The organism is Micromonospora palythoicola (assembly GCF_036689795.1).
GTDB classification, from domain to species: domain Bacteria; phylum Actinomycetota; class Actinomycetes; order Mycobacteriales; family Micromonosporaceae; genus Micromonospora; species Micromonospora palythoicola.
In genome coordinates this window covers 1-17,163 of record NZ_JBAGKI010000095.1, presented here as the reverse complement: position 1 = coordinate 17,163, position 17,163 = coordinate 1, and the positions used below count along the sequence as shown (strand labels likewise).

General features: G+C 73.1%; 17 protein-coding genes. 11 read left to right on the top strand and 6 right to left on the bottom strand.

Annotated elements, in window-relative coordinates; genetic code table 11:
• Nucleotides 1–117 precede the first annotated feature (117 nt).
• Entirely contained in the window at nucleotides 118–1,098 is a 981-nt protein-coding gene (locus V5O40_RS26305; protein WP_332907952.1) for a DUF2267 domain-containing protein, read from the bottom strand.
• A 213-nt stretch (nucleotides 1,099–1,311) separates the two neighbouring features.
• Between V5O40_RS26305 and V5O40_RS26300 the strand changes: the two genes are divergently transcribed.
• Complete coding sequence (locus V5O40_RS26300) at nucleotides 1,312–1,614, top strand: hypothetical protein (RefSeq protein WP_332907951.1); 303 nt, start codon at nucleotides 1,312–1,314, stop codon at nucleotides 1,612–1,614.
• Between the two features lie 66 nt (nucleotides 1,615–1,680).
• Here V5O40_RS26300 and V5O40_RS26295 read toward each other — a convergent pair whose 3' ends face one another.
• Both V5O40_RS26295 and V5O40_RS26290 read right to left on the bottom strand, forming a co-directional pair.
• Complete coding sequence (locus V5O40_RS26295) at nucleotides 1,681–2,028, bottom strand: STAS domain-containing protein (protein ID WP_332907950.1); 348 nt, start codon at nucleotides 2,026–2,028, stop codon at nucleotides 1,681–1,683.
• 64 nt (nucleotides 2,029–2,092) lie between these two features.
• Nucleotides 2,093–2,401, bottom strand: coding sequence for an STAS domain-containing protein (locus V5O40_RS26290; protein WP_332907949.1), 309 nt, complete (start codon nucleotides 2,399–2,401; stop codon nucleotides 2,093–2,095).
• A 285-nt stretch (nucleotides 2,402–2,686) separates the two neighbouring features.
• Between V5O40_RS26290 and V5O40_RS26285 the strand changes: the two genes are divergently transcribed.
• The 3 genes from V5O40_RS26285 (at nucleotide 2,687) to V5O40_RS26275 (ending at nucleotide 6,148) form a co-directional block, all read left to right on the top strand.
• Nucleotides 2,687–4,438 (top strand): SpoIIE family protein phosphatase, encoded by a 1,752-nt coding sequence (locus tag V5O40_RS26285; protein ID WP_332907948.1) that lies wholly within the window; start codon nucleotides 2,687–2,689, stop codon nucleotides 4,436–4,438.
• On the top strand, nucleotides 4,435–5,481 hold the full coding sequence (locus V5O40_RS26280; RefSeq protein ID WP_332907947.1) for a cobalamin B12-binding domain-containing protein: 1,047 nt from the start codon (nucleotides 4,435–4,437) through the stop codon (nucleotides 5,479–5,481). The genes V5O40_RS26285 and V5O40_RS26280 overlap by 4 nt, the downstream gene beginning before the upstream one ends.
• Nucleotides 5,482–5,701: 220 nt before the next feature.
• Nucleotides 5,702–6,148 (top strand): response regulator, encoded by a 447-nt coding sequence (locus tag V5O40_RS26275; RefSeq protein WP_269741111.1) that lies wholly within the window; start codon nucleotides 5,702–5,704, stop codon nucleotides 6,146–6,148.
• A 42-nt stretch (nucleotides 6,149–6,190) separates the two neighbouring features.
• Here V5O40_RS26275 and V5O40_RS26270 read toward each other — a convergent pair whose 3' ends face one another.
• From V5O40_RS26270 to V5O40_RS26260, 3 genes are all read right to left on the bottom strand, one after another.
• Nucleotides 6,191–7,045, bottom strand: coding sequence for a hypothetical protein (locus tag V5O40_RS26270; protein WP_332907946.1), 855 nt, complete (start codon nucleotides 7,043–7,045; stop codon nucleotides 6,191–6,193).
• Nucleotides 7,046–7,404: 359 nt separating this feature from the next.
• The gene (locus V5O40_RS26265) at nucleotides 7,405–7,827 is read right to left on the bottom strand and encodes an OsmC family protein (RefSeq protein WP_164447287.1); all 423 of its coding nucleotides are present in this window, start codon (nucleotides 7,825–7,827) and stop codon (nucleotides 7,405–7,407) included.
• Between the two features lie 60 nt (nucleotides 7,828–7,887).
• Nucleotides 7,888–8,835, bottom strand: a complete 948-nt coding sequence (locus V5O40_RS26260; protein WP_332907945.1) for a serine/threonine-protein kinase — start codon at nucleotides 8,833–8,835, stop codon at nucleotides 7,888–7,890.
• 164 nt (nucleotides 8,836–8,999) lie between these two features.
• Here V5O40_RS26260 and V5O40_RS26255 point away from each other — a divergent pair, with 164 nt between their 5' ends.
• From V5O40_RS26255 to V5O40_RS26225, 7 genes are all read left to right on the top strand, one after another.
• The gene (locus V5O40_RS26255) at nucleotides 9,000–9,224 is read left to right on the top strand and encodes a hypothetical protein (protein WP_099846198.1); all 225 of its coding nucleotides are present in this window, start codon (nucleotides 9,000–9,002) and stop codon (nucleotides 9,222–9,224) included.
• Nucleotides 9,225–9,315: 91 nt separating this feature from the next.
• Complete coding sequence (locus tag V5O40_RS26250) at nucleotides 9,316–10,065, top strand: response regulator transcription factor (RefSeq protein ID WP_332907944.1); 750 nt, start codon at nucleotides 9,316–9,318, stop codon at nucleotides 10,063–10,065.
• Nucleotides 10,066–10,082: 17 nt separating this feature from the next.
• Entirely contained in the window at nucleotides 10,083–11,531 is a 1,449-nt protein-coding gene (locus V5O40_RS26245) for a HAMP domain-containing sensor histidine kinase (protein WP_332907953.1), read from the top strand.
• Nucleotides 11,532–11,770: 239 nt separating this feature from the next.
• Nucleotides 11,771–11,920 (top strand): hypothetical protein, encoded by a 150-nt coding sequence (locus V5O40_RS26240; protein WP_155220336.1) that lies wholly within the window; start codon nucleotides 11,771–11,773, stop codon nucleotides 11,918–11,920.
• 9 nt (nucleotides 11,921–11,929) lie between these two features.
• A complete protein-coding gene (locus V5O40_RS26235; protein ID WP_332907943.1) occupies nucleotides 11,930–13,405 on the top strand; it encodes a class I SAM-dependent methyltransferase in 1,476 nt (491 codons plus the stop codon).
• Nucleotides 13,402–15,534, top strand: coding sequence for a sulfatase-like hydrolase/transferase (locus V5O40_RS26230; protein ID WP_332907942.1), 2,133 nt, complete (start codon nucleotides 13,402–13,404; stop codon nucleotides 15,532–15,534). Before V5O40_RS26235 ends, V5O40_RS26230 begins: the two co-directional genes overlap by 4 nt.
• A gap of 239 nt (nucleotides 15,535–15,773) precedes the next feature.
• A complete protein-coding gene (locus V5O40_RS26225) occupies nucleotides 15,774–17,057 on the top strand; it encodes a citrate synthase (RefSeq protein ID WP_269741119.1) in 1,284 nt (427 codons plus the stop codon).
• The last annotated feature ends 106 nt before the right edge of the window (nucleotides 17,058–17,163 follow it).

The window sequence follows — 17,163 nt, the reverse complement described above, 5'->3', positions numbered from 1 at the left end:
CCCGGGGGCCGGGGGGCGGCGGGGGGGGGGGGGGTTGTCCCCCGCCCTGGGGGGGGGGGGGGGGGGGGGGGGGGGGGGGCCCCCCCCCCCCCCCACGGCTGGCATCTCGGCTGCTCATCAGCCGGCGGCCATGCCGGCCCCAGCCTCGTCGATGGCGTCGTCGACCGCGTGCGCCAGGTCGATGTCCATCGCGGTCACCGCCCCGGCGTTGCCCGAGGTGACGGTCAGCACGGCGGTCGTCGGGTCGGCGCGGCCGATCCGCGGCCCGCGGCCGGTCTGCTGGCGGAGCAGGTCGAGTCGGTCCAGCACCCGGTCCAGGTTGCCTGGCGGCAGCTCCAGGGTCCGGGACAACGCCGTCCCGTCACCGGACCAGTACGGCAGGTCGGCCAGGGCCGCGCGCAGTTCGGCCGCGGACAACGGCGGTAGCGCGCTGACCGGACCGACCACACCGCCGCCGACCGCCGGCGGCTCCAGCAGTTGCCGCAGTTCGTCCGGCACGTGCAGTGATTCGATCAGGTCACCGTCGTGCGCGGCGAGCGCGGCCAGGGTCGCCTCGGCCTGATAGCGCGCCTGCTCCGGGGGCCGACCGCTGATCCGACCCACCTCGGACAGGAAGCCGGCCAGATCCTGGCGTCGCTCGATGCCGTCCACCGGCACCACGTCGTGCAGTGAGGCGGGCACCGCCTCCAGCAGCCGTCGGCGTTCGCCGGCCTCCAGGGCCCAGGCCAGGACCAGCACCGTCGACTCGACTCCCACCTTGGCCGTACGGAAGTCGACGCCGGCGCGGCGCACGACGTCCTCGACCAGCTCGCGGTAACCCACCGTGGTGACCCCGGGCGCCGGTCCGCCCGGCTCCGGGCGGGGCCGGGGGGTCTGCGCGGAACCGGCGGGCGGGGGAACGGGCCCGCCGCGCGTGGCGTCCGGTTTGTGGCGGCTGCCGGCCGGCGCCGGGCCGGCCCGCTCGTGCTGGTCGAGGTGGGTCAGTTGTTTGGACGCGCTCAGGCTGGCACCGGTGTCGGCGGCCCGCATGCCCCGTTCCCGCGCCTGGCGGGCCAGTGTCCTCCGGCGCTGGTTGTCGCCCTCCATCTGCTTACGCATGGTGCACACCTCGCTTCCGCTGGTGGTGCCGGGCTTCGTCGATGGCCTTCCCGGCGGTCGCCGGGCGAAACGATCAGTTCGGTGCCGGCAGTGGAGCGCTCGACCACGACGGCCAGGCTTCATCCGGCCGGGGTGAGGGCCGGTCACCCGGGCGGGGTCGACGATCGCGGTGGACCGGAGATCTTCCGAGGCACGGCGGAAGGGAAGGTCGTGATGAAGCGGATAGTCGAGATCGTCCCCGCCCGACCCGGTTGGTACGCGAGGTGGCGGCTGACACCCGAGCGCACCCGCTGCTACCCGGTGAGCCTGTGGGCGCTGTTGGAAGAGGCCGACGGCGGCGGTCGTGAGGTGATCGGCGTCGACTGCGCCGGCCAGTGGCCCGGCGATCGGGACGACGGATCAGGTGCGGAGTTCGTCCGCTATCTGTTTCAAACGCCTGATTCGGGCCTACCGGAGGACGCGGAGCCGACCACCCGGCCCCACCGCAGCGGCCCGTATCCGGTCCCGGCTCCCTGAGCCATCCTCCGGCCCCCGACCCCTGGTCCCAGGGTCGGGGGCCACCCCTTCGGTGGCCCGGACGGGTCAGCCGACCGCCCGCGTGTCCCGGTCCTCGACGGCCGGGGGAAGCTCCAGCAGCTCGGTGAGGCCGGTGCGGACCAGCAACTGGCGCAGCGAGGCGTTGACGCCGACCAGCCGCAGAGGGGCGGAGCCGCCCCGGTGGGCGATCACGAACGCGCTCAACCCCGACGAGTCGCACATGCCCACACCCGTCAGGTCGATAACCAGGTGTTGGTAGCCGTCGCGGCGCAGGGCGGCCACGGCGTCGACGAGTTCCGGCGCACTGTCGAAGTCGAGGTCACCGGTCAGCCGCAACTCCGCATGCCCCGTGTCGTGCCGGTCGACCTCGATGACCAACAGCTGTGCCGCCATGACTCCATGCTCCCAGGACGCCGGTCAAGCGCAAGTCGCGGGGGCCCGGTTTTCCGGCAACCGCTCAAGCGGTGACCGGGGTCGGGCCGTCCGGTTCGGTGCCGGCGGGCTCGCGGGACAGCAGGCCGGTGACCCCCGTCATGTCGAGGATGGTTTCGAGGAACCGGGGGACCGCCCGCAACCGCAGCCGGACGCCCCGCTGCTGCCCCTCGCGCCAGGCGTGGACGATGACGCTGAGCCCGGTGCTGTCGATGAACTGCAGGCCACCGAAGTCGAGTACCAGGGTGGTCGGCTCGGTGCCCATCATCCGGTCGATCTCGGCCCGCAGCGGCGCGGCGGTGGTGTAGGCGAGATCACCGACGACCCTGATCACCGGCGCGAGCGGAACGGACCGGTCGACGGACATGCTCAGCGGCGGCGTCGGGGGTCTGCGACCGTGGGACAGCAACGATCACGCCTTCCGCGGTGACGGGCGGGCAGGGGCGCTCGGATCGTAACAATCCCTGAGCTGGCCCGCCTCTCGGCCGGCCGCCGATGCGCGACGCGACGCTCGCCCGGGTGGCGGCACCGGCAGAGCCGCGTAGGCTGGGTACCAGGACGCGACCATGCACGCCGCTCGAAGCGGCTGCGGACCCGACAAGGAGCGAGGCTCAAGCTGGTGACAGGTGCCGACGTCAGGGACCTCGACCCCGGCGACGGACGGTCTGCCACGTCGAGCGTCGCCCGGGTTCCCGCCTGGCGTCCGATCATGTCCGCGCCGGCCGCCGGGCTGCCCGCCCTGGAGTCGCCACCGGGTCAGCTCGCCGCCGACTGGCCGGAGATCGCCGAACATCTCCACGAGGGTGTGGTGGTGTGCGGCCCGGACGGGACCGTGCGGCACGTCAGCCCGACCGCCCGGCGTCTACTGCCCGAGGTGGTCGTCGGCGGTACGGCCGCGGCGGTCGAGCGGCTGGCCTCGGGCGAGCCACACCTGCGCCGGCACGGCCGACGGCTGTGGGTGCGTCAGGTCCCGTTGTCCGCCGGCCGTAGCTGCTGGTACGTCGAGGATGTCAGCGACCACGAGAAGCGGATCGAGGAACTGGCGGCCGAGCGGTCCAGGTCGGCCTTCCTCACCACGGTCGGCGACAAGCTGGGCAATCCGCTGCACCCGGACCGGGCCGCCGCCGCGGTCGTCCGACTCGCCGTGCCGACCCTGGCCGACGTCGCGGTGCTGGTGCTCGCGCCCCGATCCGGACGGGCCCGGTGGTGGCGCGCCCGCCAGGACGCCGACGAGACACCCACTGTCGACCGCGGGGTACTCGCCGCGACGGAGCTGCCTCCGGCGATCGTCGAGAGTCTGCGCGGCACGTCGCCGCACACCGTCGACTGGCTGGTCGAGCAGGCCATCGACGCGGGCTGGTTGCCCGGTGTCTCCGCCGCCGAGGTGGCCGCCCGCCTGGTCCCGTTGCCGGGCCGGGACGCGCCCGCCGGGGTGCTGCTCGTCGCGCGGGGTGCGGGCGGCTGGTACGGGGAGAACGACCTCGACCTGGTGCGCGCCTTCGCCGCCCGGGCCGGTGCGGCGTTGACCACCGCGCTGCTCTACCGCGAACAGGCGGAGGTGGCCGACATGCTGCAGGCCAGCCTGCTGCCCGTCGAGCCGGTGCCGGCCCCGGGGGTGCAGTGGGGTACGGCGTACCGTCCGGCCCAGGCCGGCCTGCGCATCGGCGGCGACTTCTACGGTTCGCACCGGCTGCCCGACGGCGGCTCGGTGTTCTTCCTCGGCGATGTCTCCGGCAAGGGGGTCGAGGCGGCGGTCTTCACCGGGCAGCTGCGGCAGTGTCTGCACGCGCTGCACCGGGTCGAGCAGCAACCGGCCCGGCTGCTGCGGCTGCTCAACGACGCACTGTTGGAGACGACCCTGGCCCACGGACAGGGCCGGTTCGCCACCATGGTGCTGGGGGTGGTCCGTCCACACCGGGACGGTGGCCTCGGGCTGACGCTCGCCGGCGGCGGACACCTGCCGCCGCTGGTGCTGCGCGCCTCCGGCGAGGTGGAGCAGCTGCCGTTGAACGGCATGCTCATCGGTGTGGTGCCGGATCCGCGGATCGGTCAGGTCACCACCCGGCTCGCTCCCGGTGAGACGTGCCTGCTCTACAGCGACGGGGTCACCGAGGCGCGGGGCGGTCGGCGCGGTGAGGAACTGCTCGGCACCGATCGCCTGGTGCAGGCGCTCGGTGGGTGCCACCGGATGCCGGCGCCCGCGCTGGCCGAGCGGATCGAGCAGGTGACGTGCGACTGGCTGGCCCAGCGTGACCACGACGACATCGCGGTGCTGGCGTTGCGCGCCACCGGCGTCGGTGGCCGCCCGCAGCGGCACCTGCACGCCGTGCCGCCCGTGGCCGAGCCGGCTGTGGAGGCGACGGACCGGTGACCGCCGCGACCCGGGGCACCTCACCTGAGGCCGTCTATCCGGACTACCTGCACTGTCTCGCCGAGGCCGACGAGCGCGCCGCCGTCGAGGTGGCGCGCGGGTTGCTCGACGCTGGGGTGGCCGCCGACCGGGTGCTGCTGGACCTGGTCGCGCCGGCGCAGGCCGAGGTCGGGGAGCGGTGGGCGCGCAACGAGTGGAGCGTGGCCCAGGAACACGCGGCGACACACATCAGCGAGCAGGTGGTGGCGGCCGTCGCCGCATACGCCGACCCGCGCCCGACCCGCGCCCGGATCGTGGTCGCCTGCATGGACGGTGAGTGGCACGCGTTGCCAGCCCGGCTGGTGGCCGAGGTGCTGCGGCTGCGTGGCTGGCAGGTCACCTTCCTGGGGGCGAGTGTCCCCGCCGCGCACCTGGTGTCGTACCTGCACCGGTACGACGCGTACGCCGTGGCGCTGGCCTCGGCGCTGCCGATGCGGCTACCCCACGCGCACCGGATGATCGAGGCGTGCCGGCGCGCGGACGTGCCGGTGCTGGTCGGTGGTCGGGGCTTCGGCGTGGACGGCCGGTGGGCGCGGCGGCTCGGGGCGGCCTGGGCCGCCAACGCGCCCGCCGCCGCCGACCTGCTCGGTGACGAGCGGGCCCTACGCGCGGTGCCGCCGGCCGACCTGGTGCACCTTGCCGACGACGAGTACGCCACCCTCGTCAACCGACGCGGCGAGCTGATCGACAGCGCCCTGGCCGAGTTGGCCCAGCGGTTTCCGGCCACCCGCGACCTGACCCCGGCCCAGCTGGACTCGACGGTCAGCGACCTCGGGTACATCCTGGACTTCCTGGGCGCCGCCCTCTACGTCGACGACGGCTCGCTGTTCACCGAGTTCGTCGAGTGGCTGGTGACCATCCTGGACAGTCGGGGCGTGCCGGCCGTGACGGTGGACGCTTCGCTGGCGCACTACGGCCGGTTGCTGCACGACTTCCCCCGGGCGGTGGACCATCTCCGGCGGGGTCGCGCGGTACTGCCGGTGGTGGATCGGCAAGCCGCCTGACCGGAGCGACATCCGGTCTGCCTGTCGCTCCTTATACTTGCCGGGCAGCAAGTACCCGTCCCCGAGCGGCGGGTGCTCAGCCGGACCGTCTCGGACCGGCTGCTCGGGTGCGGCTGTGACGTCGCGGAACCCGGCGGTCGCCGATCGTCCGATGATGGGCTACATTTCCGCCAGCACGGGGCCGATAGGTCCCGTCCTGGCCGACCTGAGGCAGGTAGAGATGGGCGCACGAACCCTCGCTCCGGTTCGCATCCTGGTGGTGGACGACGACCCGGGCGACGTGCTCATGATCGAGGAGGCCCTGGCCACCTCGGACGTCGAGAAGGTGATCGACGTGGTCGGCGACGGCGAGGAGGCGATGGAGTTTCTCCGTCGCGAGGGCCGGCACGGCGACGCCCAACGTCCGGACGTGATCCTGCTCGACCTCAACATGCCCCGCAAGGACGGGCGTCAGGTGCTGGGCGAGGTGAAGAACGACGAGGACCTGCGGACCATCCCGATCGTCGTGCTGACCACATCGAACGCGGACACCGACATCATCAGCAGCTACACCCTCCAGGCCAACGCCTACGTCACCAAGCCGATCGACCTGGACGACTTCAACGACGTGGTGCACCGGATCGACGAGTTCTTCGGCCGGGTGGTCGTGTTGCCCAAGCGGGTCTGACCCGCCGTCGCCGGCGAGCCGGACCTGACGGCCGGGTCCGGCTCAGGTCAGAGCCGCCACCACGGTCGCGGCCCGCTCCTCGTGCTGGGCGTAGGCGTAGGGGAAGGCGGAGATCTGCACCGCCTGGGCGGCCAGGGTCAGGCTCATCTGCTGCCATCCGGGCACCTGCAGCAGCGCCTCGTAGAACACGCGCGCCGCGTACGCCGGCCGCATCAGGTCCCGGACGCTGCCCCAACCGCTGCTGGGGCGCTGCTGGAACAGCCCGACGGAGTCGTGGTCCCAGCCCACGGCCTGGTGCGGGTAGTTCTGCGACTCGGGCAGCACCCCACTGGCGTAGTTGAGCAGGGTGCTCTCCTGCATGGCGGTGGCGACCGCGATCACCAACCCCTGACGCGGGATCTTCATCTTGACGCCGACGTCCACGATCGCCTTGGCGTTGTCCATCTGTGCCTGGCTCAGCCCGGCGACGGGCCGGGGGCGCGGTGGTTTGGTGGGGGCCTTCTTCTTCGGCTTCGGCTTCGCGGTGGGCGACGGCTTGGCGGTGGGGGAGGGGCTGGCGCTGGTCGGTGCGGGGGTGGGGCTGCGGTCGAGGGAACGGGAGGCGGCCTTCTCCTGAGCCGCGAGAGCGCGGTCGGTGAGTGCCTCGGTCACCCGGGGTGGCGGTGCCTCGTCGTCGTGCCGGGCGGCCACGACGGCGGTGGCGCCGAGGCAGCAGGTGACGCCGGTGGCCAGAGCCACCCGGACCGGGGTGGAGGCGAGCACCGCGCGGACGCCCCGGCGCGGTGCGGGTACGGCGCGATGCCGCCCCATCATCCTTTCGGGTGATGCCTCGTCGGCCGAAAGGCTCGCCGGTCGCCCGGGGGTCAGCTGCTGGTCGAAGTCGTCGTCGGGATGCACCCGCCGAGGCTAGAAAGTTGACGGCCGACTGCCATCGGCCCGGTTGGTGGCATGCGTCACAATTCGCGGCTATCCGCCCGGTGAATCTCCGCGTTGTTGGACATAGCCGACCAGCTACGCCGGTCCGTCCCGGAGTATATGTCGGAAATCAACGTATAAAACAGGGCGGAAACGGGATCTTGCTGGCGTCTATCGACCCGCTCGGCCGCATCCGCCGAACGGACGAGGCTGAGGTCGATCCAACCGGGGCGGTGGGTGGGGCGGTCGGACCATGCGGTGTGGTCGCGGCCCGTGATGTCGACCCGGACCCACCCGAGGCCGGGCCCGCCGCGCCGGTCCGGTTCACCGCACCACGCGGATCAGTGTCGGCCGTTCTCCGCCGGGCTGACGGTGAGCCGGTGCCGGCCGCCGTCCTCGCTGGAGAACGGCCAGAGCCGGTCGGCGTGCTCGACCAGTTCGGTGAGCTGTTGTCGACTCAGCCCGACCGACGAGATGGAGGCGTGCACGTCGGCCCGGTAGCGGCCGTCGTCGTCGCGCCCCAGCTTCGCCTCCGCGCGTACCTGCACGGTGTGCGCCTCGTCGGTGATCCCGCCGGCCGCCTCCACCGCCGCGTGGTGCAGACAGGACGCGAACGCCGCGGCGAGCAGCTGCGACGGGGTCAGCCCGGTGCAGTGCGGCGCCAGCGGCGAGGCGAGGGCGGTCGACAGCGCCTCGTCGTCGGTGTGGATGTGACCGCCCTCGGCGGTCGCGGCGGCAACCTCGTTCAGCCAGGAACTCGGCATCGCGTTCCTCCCGTCACTCCCCGCCCGGCTACCCGGGCCCGGTCGCGTGAAACCGGGAAGTCACCCGCCGTGCCGGCTCCACTGCGCGACGGCGGCGGCCTCGGTGACCTCGGCCGCCGCCCGCTCCGTCCACGGGCTCACCGCCGTCGGCCGCTGCCGTGGCATCAGCGGCTCGTGCATCGGCACGTACACCCGGGCGTCGACCGCCTCCGCCAGCAGCAGCGCGGCCACCAGGCTGCTCGGCCGCCGGGTCGGGTCGTCGGCCAGGCAGCGTCGGCACAGGTCGGCCACCTCGGCCGGCAGTCCGGGCAGCTCCGGCAGGGGCCGCGGCACCCGGGGCCGGTCCCGTCCGAGCAGCTGGCTGACGCTGTCCGCCGGGAACGGCAGGCGTCCCGCCAGGCAGTAGTGGAGGAGGACGCCGAGGGCGTAGATGTCGGCCGCCGGGGTCGCCGGAGCCCGGTGCAGCTGTTCCGGCGCCAGGTACGCCGGCGTACCGACCACGACACCGTCGGGCGCGGTGTCGGCGGCACCGGCCGGCGTGGCGATGCCGAAGTCCAGCACCTTCACCCCCGACGGAGTGAGCATCACGTTTGCCGGCTTGATGTCGCGGTGCACGATGCCGTGGGCGTGCGCGGCGGCCAGCGCGGCGCCGACCTCCGCGCAGACGCGCACCGCGATCCGCCAGTCCAACGGGCCGGTACGCAGGTGCGCGGCGAGGGTCTGCCCCTCGGCCAGCTCCATCACGATGTACGGCAGCTGGTGCCCCGTCCCGGTGTCGCAGCTACCGAAGTCGTGCACGCTTGCCACGTTGGGGTGCACCAGGCGGGCCGCCGACCGCGCCTCGGAGCGGATCCGCTCCACCGAGGCCGCCCCGTCCGGCTGACCCGGCGAGACCAGCTTCACCGCGACCTGCCGGTCCAGCACGGTGTCGTACGCCCGCCACACCTCCGACATCCCGCCGATGCCGATGCGCTGGTCGAGCCGGTACCGCCCGTCCAGCGTACGCATCGACCGCCTCCTACCCTCGTGTCGCTCCGCCACGACGTGCGAAACCGTGGCCTGCGCACGGTACCCCGGGTCCGATCAGGGCAAACCCGCCTCGGACGGCGGCTGGTGCGTTAGCGTGCGAGCCGGGACGCCCGACGCGCCGGGCGGGCTGGAGGCGGAACGTGATGAGTGAAGTGACCGTACGTTTCGTCGGCGGTCCGGCCCACGACCTGGTCCGGTCGCTGCCGGCCGGCCCGGACGGCACCCCACCGCGACTGTGGGTGCTGCGCCGTCCCCAGGAGGCGCCCACGCCGGCGGCGGACCATCTCTACGTGCGGCAACGTCCCGACGGCTCGGGAACCTGGTCCATGCGTTTCGTCCGGACCGACCCGGTCGGCGTGACCGAGTGACCCGACGCCGACCGCGCCCCGGCCGGACCGCACAGCTGGCACACAGCCGCCGCACAAGTGCCACCAAGTGCGTGGCAGCACCATGGCAGCCATGAGGATCTCCGGCGGTGCCGGACTGGACCGGGTGGAGCTGCGTCGACCGGACGGTGAGCCGGTCCGGGTGCTGGTCGTCGACGACGAGCCGACCCTGACCGACCTGTTGTCGATGGCGCTGCGCTACGAGGGCTGGCAGGTGCGTACGGCGGCCGACGGCATGGCGGCGCTACGCGCCGCCCGGCAGTTCCGACCCGACGCGGTGGTGCTCGACGTGATGCTGCCCGACCTGGACGGTCTTGAGGTGTTGCGCAAGCTGCGGGCGGACAACGACAGCGTGCCGGTGCTCTTCCTCACCGCCCGGGACGCGGTCGAGGAGCGCGTCGCCGGGCTGACCGTCGGCGGCGACGACTACGTGACCAAGCCGTTCAGCCTCGAGGAGGTCATCGCCCGGTTGCGCGCGCTGCTGCGCCGCTCCGGCTTCGCGGTGGCCACCCGTGCGGAGGCGGTGCTCACCGTGGTGGGCGACCTCACCCTCGACGAGGACAGCCACGAGGTACGCCGGGACGGGCAGCTGGTCACCCTCACCGCCACCGAGTTCGAGCTGCTGCGGTACCTGATGCGCAACCCCCGCCGGGTGCTCAGCAAGGCACAGATCCTCGACCGGGTGTGGAACTACGACTTCGGTGGCCAGGCCAACGTCGTCGAGCTGTACATCTCGTACCTGCGGAAGAAGATCGACGCCGGCCGCCAGCCGATGATCCACACACTGCGCGGGGCCGGGTACCTGCTCAAGCCGGCGGAGTGACCGGGGTGCGCCGGTGGCTGGCCGGCTGGTCGCTGCGGACCCGCCTGGTACTGACCCTGGTGGCGCTGCTCGCCGTGGTCAGCCTGGCCATCGGCGGTCTCACCACCGTGGCGCTGCGGCAGTTCCTGATCTCCCGGGTGGACGAGCAGTTGCGCTTCACGCCCGGGGGGCGGCCCACCGCGCCGTGGGAACCCGGCCCCGGCACCGGCCCGTGGGGCGATGTGCGGGTGCCGCGCGGCTTTCCGCCCGGCACGATCAGCGCCCAGGTCGTCGACGGCCGGGTCACCGAGGCGTGGACGCTTGTCGGCCGACAGGAGCAGTCGGTACCGGTCGACCAGGTGCGGGCGCTGGCCGAGGTGCCCACCGACGGCCGGGCGCACAGCGTCGGCCTGGGCGAGCGGGGCGGCTACCGGGTGGTGGCCCGGCGGTCGGCCACCGGGACCGTGCGGGTGCTGGGCGTGCCGTTGGCCGGCGTGCGGGAGACCGTCTGGGCGCTGGTGGCCGCGCAGGCCGGGGTCACCGCCGTCGGCCTGCTGGTCGCCGGCACCGCCGGGGCGCTGATCGTCCGGGCCACGCTGCGCCCGCTGCGCCGGGTGGCCGCCACCGCGGCCCGGGTCAGTGAGCTACCGCTCGACCGGGGCGAGGTGGCGCTCTCCGACCGGGTGCCGGCCGCCGACACCGACCCGCGCACCGAGGTCGGTCAGGTCGGCGCCGCGCTCAACCGGATGCTCGGCCACGTCGCCGCCGCCCTCGCCGCCCGGCAGGCCAGCGAGACCCGGGTACGCCAGTTCGTCGCCGACGCCAGTCACGAGCTGCGTACCCCGCTCGCGGCGATCCGTGGCTACGCCGAGGTGGCCCGCCGGGGCCGTGCCGAGGTGCCGGCCGACGTGGCCCACGCGCTGCGCCGGGTCGAGTCGGAGAGCACCCGGATGACCAGCCTCGTCGACGACCTGCTGCTGCTGGCCCGGCTGGACTCCGGTCGACCGCTCGCGGTCGAACCGGTCGACCTGACCGCGCTGGTGGTGGACGCCGTCAGCGACGCGCACGTGGCCGGCCCCGAGCACCGCTGGCAGCTCGACCTGCCCGAGACGGTGATCCGGGTGCCCGGCGACCCCGCCCGGCTGCACCAGGTGCTGGCCAACCTGCTGACCAACGCCCGGGTGCACACACCACCCGGCAGCACCGTCACCACCAGCCTGCGCCGGACCGGCGACGCCGCCGAGCTCAGCGTGACCGACGACGGCCCCGGCGTACCCCCCGAGCTGCGGCCGGAGGTGTTCGAACGCTTCGCCCGCGGCGACAGTTCCCGCTCCCGCGCGCACGGCAGCACCGGCCTCGGACTGGCCATCGTCGCCGCCGTGGTGGAGGCCCACCACGGCACCGTCACCCTGCACTCCCGTCCAGGCCACACCATCTTCACCGTCCGCCTCCCCAACCCCACGACCGACGCCCCCGGCCCGCCTTGATCATGAGGTTAGCGGCACTTTTGAAGATCAAAAACGCCGCTAACCTCATGATCAACAGGGTGGGGAGGGTGGGTGGGGTGGGTGGGGGTGGGATTTGGGGTGGGGAAGTGGGCGGTTGTGCCCGGCTGGGGGCGATGGGCGGCGTACGGTGGCATAGGTCCGGCTGGGCCGCCGTAATGCGGAATGTGGGGTTACGGCGGTTGGTGTCGGTTTGTGACGGCAGAGGGAAGGAGCGGTCGGTGAACCACCTGGCCTACCTGGACGCGGGATCCGGCAGCCTCATCGTGCAGGCGGTGGTCGGCGGAATCGCCGGGGTCGCGGTGGCGGCCAAGCTCTACTGGCGCAGGCTCGTCAGCCGGTTCCGCCGCCAGCCCACCGACCAGAGCTGACCCGACCCGATGGTGATCCCGGACCTTGGCCGGTCGCCACGACCGGCCCCGCCGCACGTCGGCCCCCGGCCGGAACCCGGCTCGTTCCGCGACCCGGCCAACCGGGTGTTCCACGCCGGCGACGACGTGCTGCGCGCGCTCGACCGGACCGCCGCCGCCGACTGGCGTGCCCTCGCCGCCAGCAGCTTCTTTCCGCCGTTGCTCACCGCCGGCAAGGTCTGCGGCACCGAGGAACTGCCGGCGGGGTCGCCGTTGCGGGAGCTGCCGACCGCTCCGGCGTCGTCGGGCTGGGCGACGGTGCTGCGGCACGAGCGCGTCCCGTTCGTCTCACACCCGTACGAATGGTCCTTCGCCATGCTGCGCGACGCCGCGCTGCTGCACCTGGAGATCCTCCGGGCCGCCCTGCCGGCGGGCTTCACCACCAAGGACGGCTCGGCGTACAACCTCCAGTGGCGCGGGACCGAGCCGGTCTTCATCGACATCGGGTCGTTCACCCCGCTGCGCGACGGTGAACCCTGGGCCGGCTACCGACAGTTCTGCCAGACGCTGCTCTACCCGCTGATGCTCGGCGCCCACCTGGGGCTGGCCTTCCAGCCGTGGCTGCGGGCCCAGGTCGACGGCATCGAGCCGGAGCAGATGGGGCCACTGTTCCGGGGCACCCGCCGGCTGTTGCCCGGGGTGCTCACCCACGTCCACCTGCACGGCTCGGTGCAACGCCGCAGCGCCGCCACCAGCACCGCCGACGTACGCGCCCAGTTGCGCGACGCCGGATACACCCGGGAGCTGGCGGTGGCCACCGTGCGAGGGCTGGAGAAGCTGGTCCGCCGCCTGGACCATCAGCCGGCGGCCACCCACTGGGTCGACTACCAGCACACCTGCGGCTACTCCGGCGACGACCGGGCGAGCAAGGAGCGCTTCGTGCTCGCCGCGCTGAGCGCCGCCGGTCGGCGCCGGCTCGTGCTCGACCTGGGCGCCAACGACGGACGGTACGCCCGGCTCGCCGCGCGGCACGCCGACTACGTGGTCGCCGTCGAGCAGGACCCGGCGGTGGTCGACCGGCTGTACCGCTCCCTGCGGGGTGAGGGTGAACGGCACGTGCTGCCGCTGGTGATGGATCTGGCCGACCCGTCCCCCGGCGGTGGCTGGCGCGGTATCGAGCGGGCCTCGTTCGCCGCCCGGGCCGACGCGGACACCGTGCTCGCCCTGGCCCTGGTGCACCACCTGGCGATCGGGCGCAACGTGCCGCTGCCGGAGGTGGTGGCCTGCCTCGCCGGCCTCACCGCACCCGGCGGCCGGCTGGTGGTCGAGTTCGTCCACCCGGACGACCCGATGGCGGCCCGGCTGCTGGCCAACAAGCCCGACGGCATCTTCCCCGACTACCGCCGGGACGCCTTCGAGACGCTGCTCGCCGAACACGGCACCGTCGAGGACCGCCTGGAGTTGCCCTCGGGCACGCGCACCCTGTACCGGGTGGCGCTTCCGTGACCGACCGCCCCGGCACCGGAGCCGAGGCGGGCAGCCGCGCTGCCGCCCGGCCCGCCGGCACCGTCGACGGCGATCCGACGCCTGACGGATCCGCGTCTGCGGGCGGGACCGGGCAGCCGACCCCGCGCGTACGGCGGTGGTGGGGCTGGTCCGGTGGGCGGGCCGAGGGCCGGCGGCTGCTGGAGGTCACCGCGCTGGTCGGACTGGTGGTCACCCAACCGCTGCTGGACATCCTCGGCCGCAGCCCGGACTTCTTCCTGTTCCACCGCGCCGACCGGGGTGAGATCCTGCTGCTGGTGGCCCTGGTCGCGGTGGTGCCGACGGTGGCGCTCGGGCTGGTTGGCCTGCTCGCGGGTCTGGCCGGCGCCGCGACGCGCACGGTGACGCACAGCCTGCTGCTCGGACTGCTGGTCGCCGCGCTGGCGGTGCAGGTGGGCCGGCACACCACGCCGCTGCGGGGCGTACCGCTGCTGCTGGTGGCGGCGACGGCCGGTGCCGGCGCGGCCGTCGCCCACCGGCGCTGGACGGCCCTCGGCCGGGTGCTGCGCCTGGCGGCCCTCGGCCCGCCGATCTTCGTCGGGCTGTTCCTGTTCGCCTCGCCGACCGGGCCGGTGGTGCTGCCGCTCGGCGACGGCGGCGTGGCGGGCACGGCGACCGGCAACCGGCACCCGCCGGTGGTCATGCTGATCCTCGACGAACTTCCGCTGGTCTCCCTGCTCGACGCCGCCGGTGGCGTCGACGCGGCCCGGTTCCCGCACTTCGCCGAGCTGGCCGCCGCCTCGACCTGGTACCGCAACGCGACCGGGGTCAGCGGATGGACACCGTACGCGCTGCCGGCGATGCTGACCGGCCGCTACCCGGCGGAGCCGTTCGCCCCGCACTACTCGCACTACCCGGACAACCTCTTCACCGCCTTCGGCGGGCTCTACGACATCCGCGCGGAGGAGAGCATCACCCGGCTCTGCCCACCGAGCCGCTGCGAGCAGCCGGTCACCCCGGAGCAGGGGATCGGCGTGCTGGTGCGGGAGACGGCAGGGCTGCTGCGTCAGGTGACCGCGCCGCACGACAGTCGGATCGACCCGGAGGACTCCTACCGCGAGCGCACCGCGGCGGAGGCCGGTATCGACGCCGCCGAGCCGGTGCCGACCGACCCGAAGTTCCGCTGGGACAGCCTCAACGTCAACCAGCCGGCCCGGTTCACCAGCTTCCTCAACGGACTGACCCCGTCGGCGCGACCGACGCTGCACTTCCTGCACCTGCTGATGCCCCACTCGCCGTGGGCGTTCCTGCCGTCCGGCGCGCGGTACGAGGCCCCGGAGGACTTCCCCAACGAGGGTGACGGCTGGGTGGACCTGGCCCGTGCCCGGCACCTCGCCCAGCTCGGCTACACCGACCGGCTGATCGGCGAGACGATGCGTACGCTGCGCGCCAGCGGCCTGTGGGACGAGGCGCTGGTGGTGGTCACCGCCGACCACGGGGTCAGCTTCACCAAGGGGGTGCAGGGGCGCGGCGAGGACGCGATCCGGGCCGCCGCCGACGAGGTGGCCTGGGTGCCGCTGTTCGTCAAGACGCCCGGCCAGCGCGGCGGGCGGGTCGACGACCGCAACTGGCAACACGTCGACCTGCTGCCGACGGTCGCCGAGGAGGCCGCCATCCGGCTGCCCTGGCGGGTCGACGGTCGGTCCGCCCGACAGGCGCCCCGCACCGACGCGGGCAAGGTCTTCTACGACCGGCCGTCGCAACCGATGCCGATCAGCGGCGGGGTGCCGGTCGCGCCGTCACCGGCACCCCCGCACCGGCTGGTCGGCACCGCCGTGGGTGCGGCGCCGGCCGCGGGCAGCGCCCGGGTCGGCGGGCTGGGCGCCTTCCGCGCCGTCGATCCCGACGAGGGTGTGCTGCCCGGCATGATCTGGGGGACCGTCGGCGACGAGGTCACCGACGGCACCGAACTGGCGGTGGCCGTCAACGGTACGGTCGCGACGGTGGTGCCGGTGGTCGCCCCGGACCCGGGCGGCCGACGCTTCGCGGCCCTGCTCGCCGACGACCGGCTCTTCCGGGCCGGCGCCAACCGGCTCGACCTCTACCTGGTCGGCCCCGACGGCCGGCTGCGCCAGCTGTCGATCTCCTGACCGGCCGGACAGCGCGGCCGGTACGTGCCGGATCGGTCCCGATCACGTCGCCTGGTTGCACGTCACGTGTGCCTTCCGTGGCTGTCCGTCCCCGCCGTCCGGGTTTCCCAGCGCTTCGGTCGGGAATCGGGTGACGCATGCCTCACCGCCGAACCACGAGGGGCGGTGTCGCCGCAACCGCAATTACGGTAGAAGCGAAGGCAATTCAACGTAGATCTGCCGGCGAAGCGAGGAACCACATGACGGAAGTCAAGCTCGATCACCCCGGCGGGCAGCTGTCGATGCCGGTACATTCCGCGGTCGAGGGCCCCGCCGGGATCGGTGTGGGCAAGCTGCTGAAGGAAACCGGGCTGACGACGTACGACCCCGGGTTCGTCAACACCGCCGCCTGTTCGTCCGCGATCACCTACATCGACGGTGACGCGGGCATCCTGCGTTACCGGGGCTACCCGATCGAACAGCTGGCCGAGAAGAGCTCCTTCCTGGAGGTCTCCTACCTGCTGATCTACGGCGAGCTGCCGACCACCCAGGAACTGACCGAGTTCACCGAGCGGATCCGTCGGCACTCCCTGCTGCACGAGGAGATGCGGCGCTTCTTCGACGGCTTCCCCCGGGAGGCCCACCCGATGGCGGTGCTCTCCTCGGCCGTCAGCGCCATCTCCACCTTCTACCAGGACAGCCTCGACCCGTTCGACGCCGAGCACGTGGAGATGTCCACGGTCCGGCTGATGGCGAAGGTACCCACCATCGCCTCGTACGCGTACAAGAAGGCGATCGGGCAGCCGCTGCTGTACCCGGAGAACTCCCTGGGCTACGTGGAGAACTTCCTGCGGATGACGTTCGGTGTGCCGGCGGAGCCGTACGAGGTGGACCCGGTGATCGCCCGGGTGCTGGACATGCTCTTCGTGCTGCACGCCGACCACGAGCAGAACTGCTCCACCTCGACGGTGCGGCTGGTGGGCTCCAGCAACGCCAACCTGTTCGCCTCGGTCTCGGCGGGCGTCAACGCGCTGTTCGGCCCGCTGCACGGCGGCGCCAACCAGGCGGTGCTGGAAATGCTGGAGCGCATCCAGGCCGACGGCGGTGACGTGCAGTCGTTCGTCCGCAAGGTGAAGGACCGCCAGGACGGCGTCAAGCTGATGGGCTTCGGCCACCGGGTCTACAAGAACTACGACCCGCGGGCCGCGATCGTGAAGACGGCGGCGCAGGACGTGCTCGGTCGGATGGCCAAGCCGGATCCGCTGCTGGACATCGCGATGCAGCTGGAGGAGATCGCCCTCGCCGACGACTTCTTCGTCTCGCGCAAGCTCTACCCGAACGTCGACTTCTACACCGGCCTGATCTACAAGGCCATGGGCTTCCCGACGAAGATGTTCACCGTGCTGTTCGCCCTGGGTCGGCTGCCGGGCTGGATCGCCCAGTGGCGCGAGATGATCAACGACCCGGAGACCAAGATCGGCCGTCCGCGGCAGGTCTACACCGGTGCCGCCGAGCGGAACTACCTCCCCGTCGAGCAGCGCTGACCGCGAGCGACCTGACGCAGCCCGCACGACGACGGCCGCCGCACCCGGACCACGGGGACGGCGGCCGTCGTCGTGCGGTGGTCAGTGCGCCGGATGTCCGGCGGCG

What these genes read in the sequence shown, in the direction of transcription:
- V5O40_RS26305 (WP_332907952.1), bottom strand. Translation starts at nt 1,098, where the DNA reads ATGCGTAAGCAGATGGAGGGCGACAACCAGCGCCGGAGGACACTGGCC.
- V5O40_RS26300 (WP_332907951.1), top strand. Translation starts at nt 1,312, where the DNA reads ATGAAGCGGATAGTCGAGATCGTCCCCGCCCGACCCGGTTGGTACGCG.
- V5O40_RS26295 (WP_332907950.1), bottom strand. Translation starts at nt 2,028, where the DNA reads ATGGCGGCACAGCTGTTGGTCATCGAGGTCGACCGGCACGACACGGGG.
- V5O40_RS26275 (WP_269741111.1), top strand. Translation starts at nt 5,702, where the DNA reads ATGGGCGCACGAACCCTCGCTCCGGTTCGCATCCTGGTGGTGGACGAC.
- V5O40_RS26265 (WP_164447287.1), bottom strand. Translation starts at nt 7,827, where the DNA reads ATGCCGAGTTCCTGGCTGAACGAGGTTGCCGCCGCGACCGCCGAGGGC.
- V5O40_RS26260 (WP_332907945.1), bottom strand. Translation starts at nt 8,835, where the DNA reads ATGCGTACGCTGGACGGGCGGTACCGGCTCGACCAGCGCATCGGCATC.
- V5O40_RS26255 (WP_099846198.1), top strand. Translation starts at nt 9,000, where the DNA reads ATGAGTGAAGTGACCGTACGTTTCGTCGGCGGTCCGGCCCACGACCTG.
- V5O40_RS26250 (WP_332907944.1), top strand. Translation starts at nt 9,316, where the DNA reads ATGAGGATCTCCGGCGGTGCCGGACTGGACCGGGTGGAGCTGCGTCGA.
- V5O40_RS26235 (WP_332907943.1), top strand. Translation starts at nt 11,930, where the DNA reads ATGGTGATCCCGGACCTTGGCCGGTCGCCACGACCGGCCCCGCCGCAC.
- V5O40_RS26225 (WP_269741119.1), top strand. Translation starts at nt 15,774, where the DNA reads ATGACGGAAGTCAAGCTCGATCACCCCGGCGGGCAGCTGTCGATGCCG.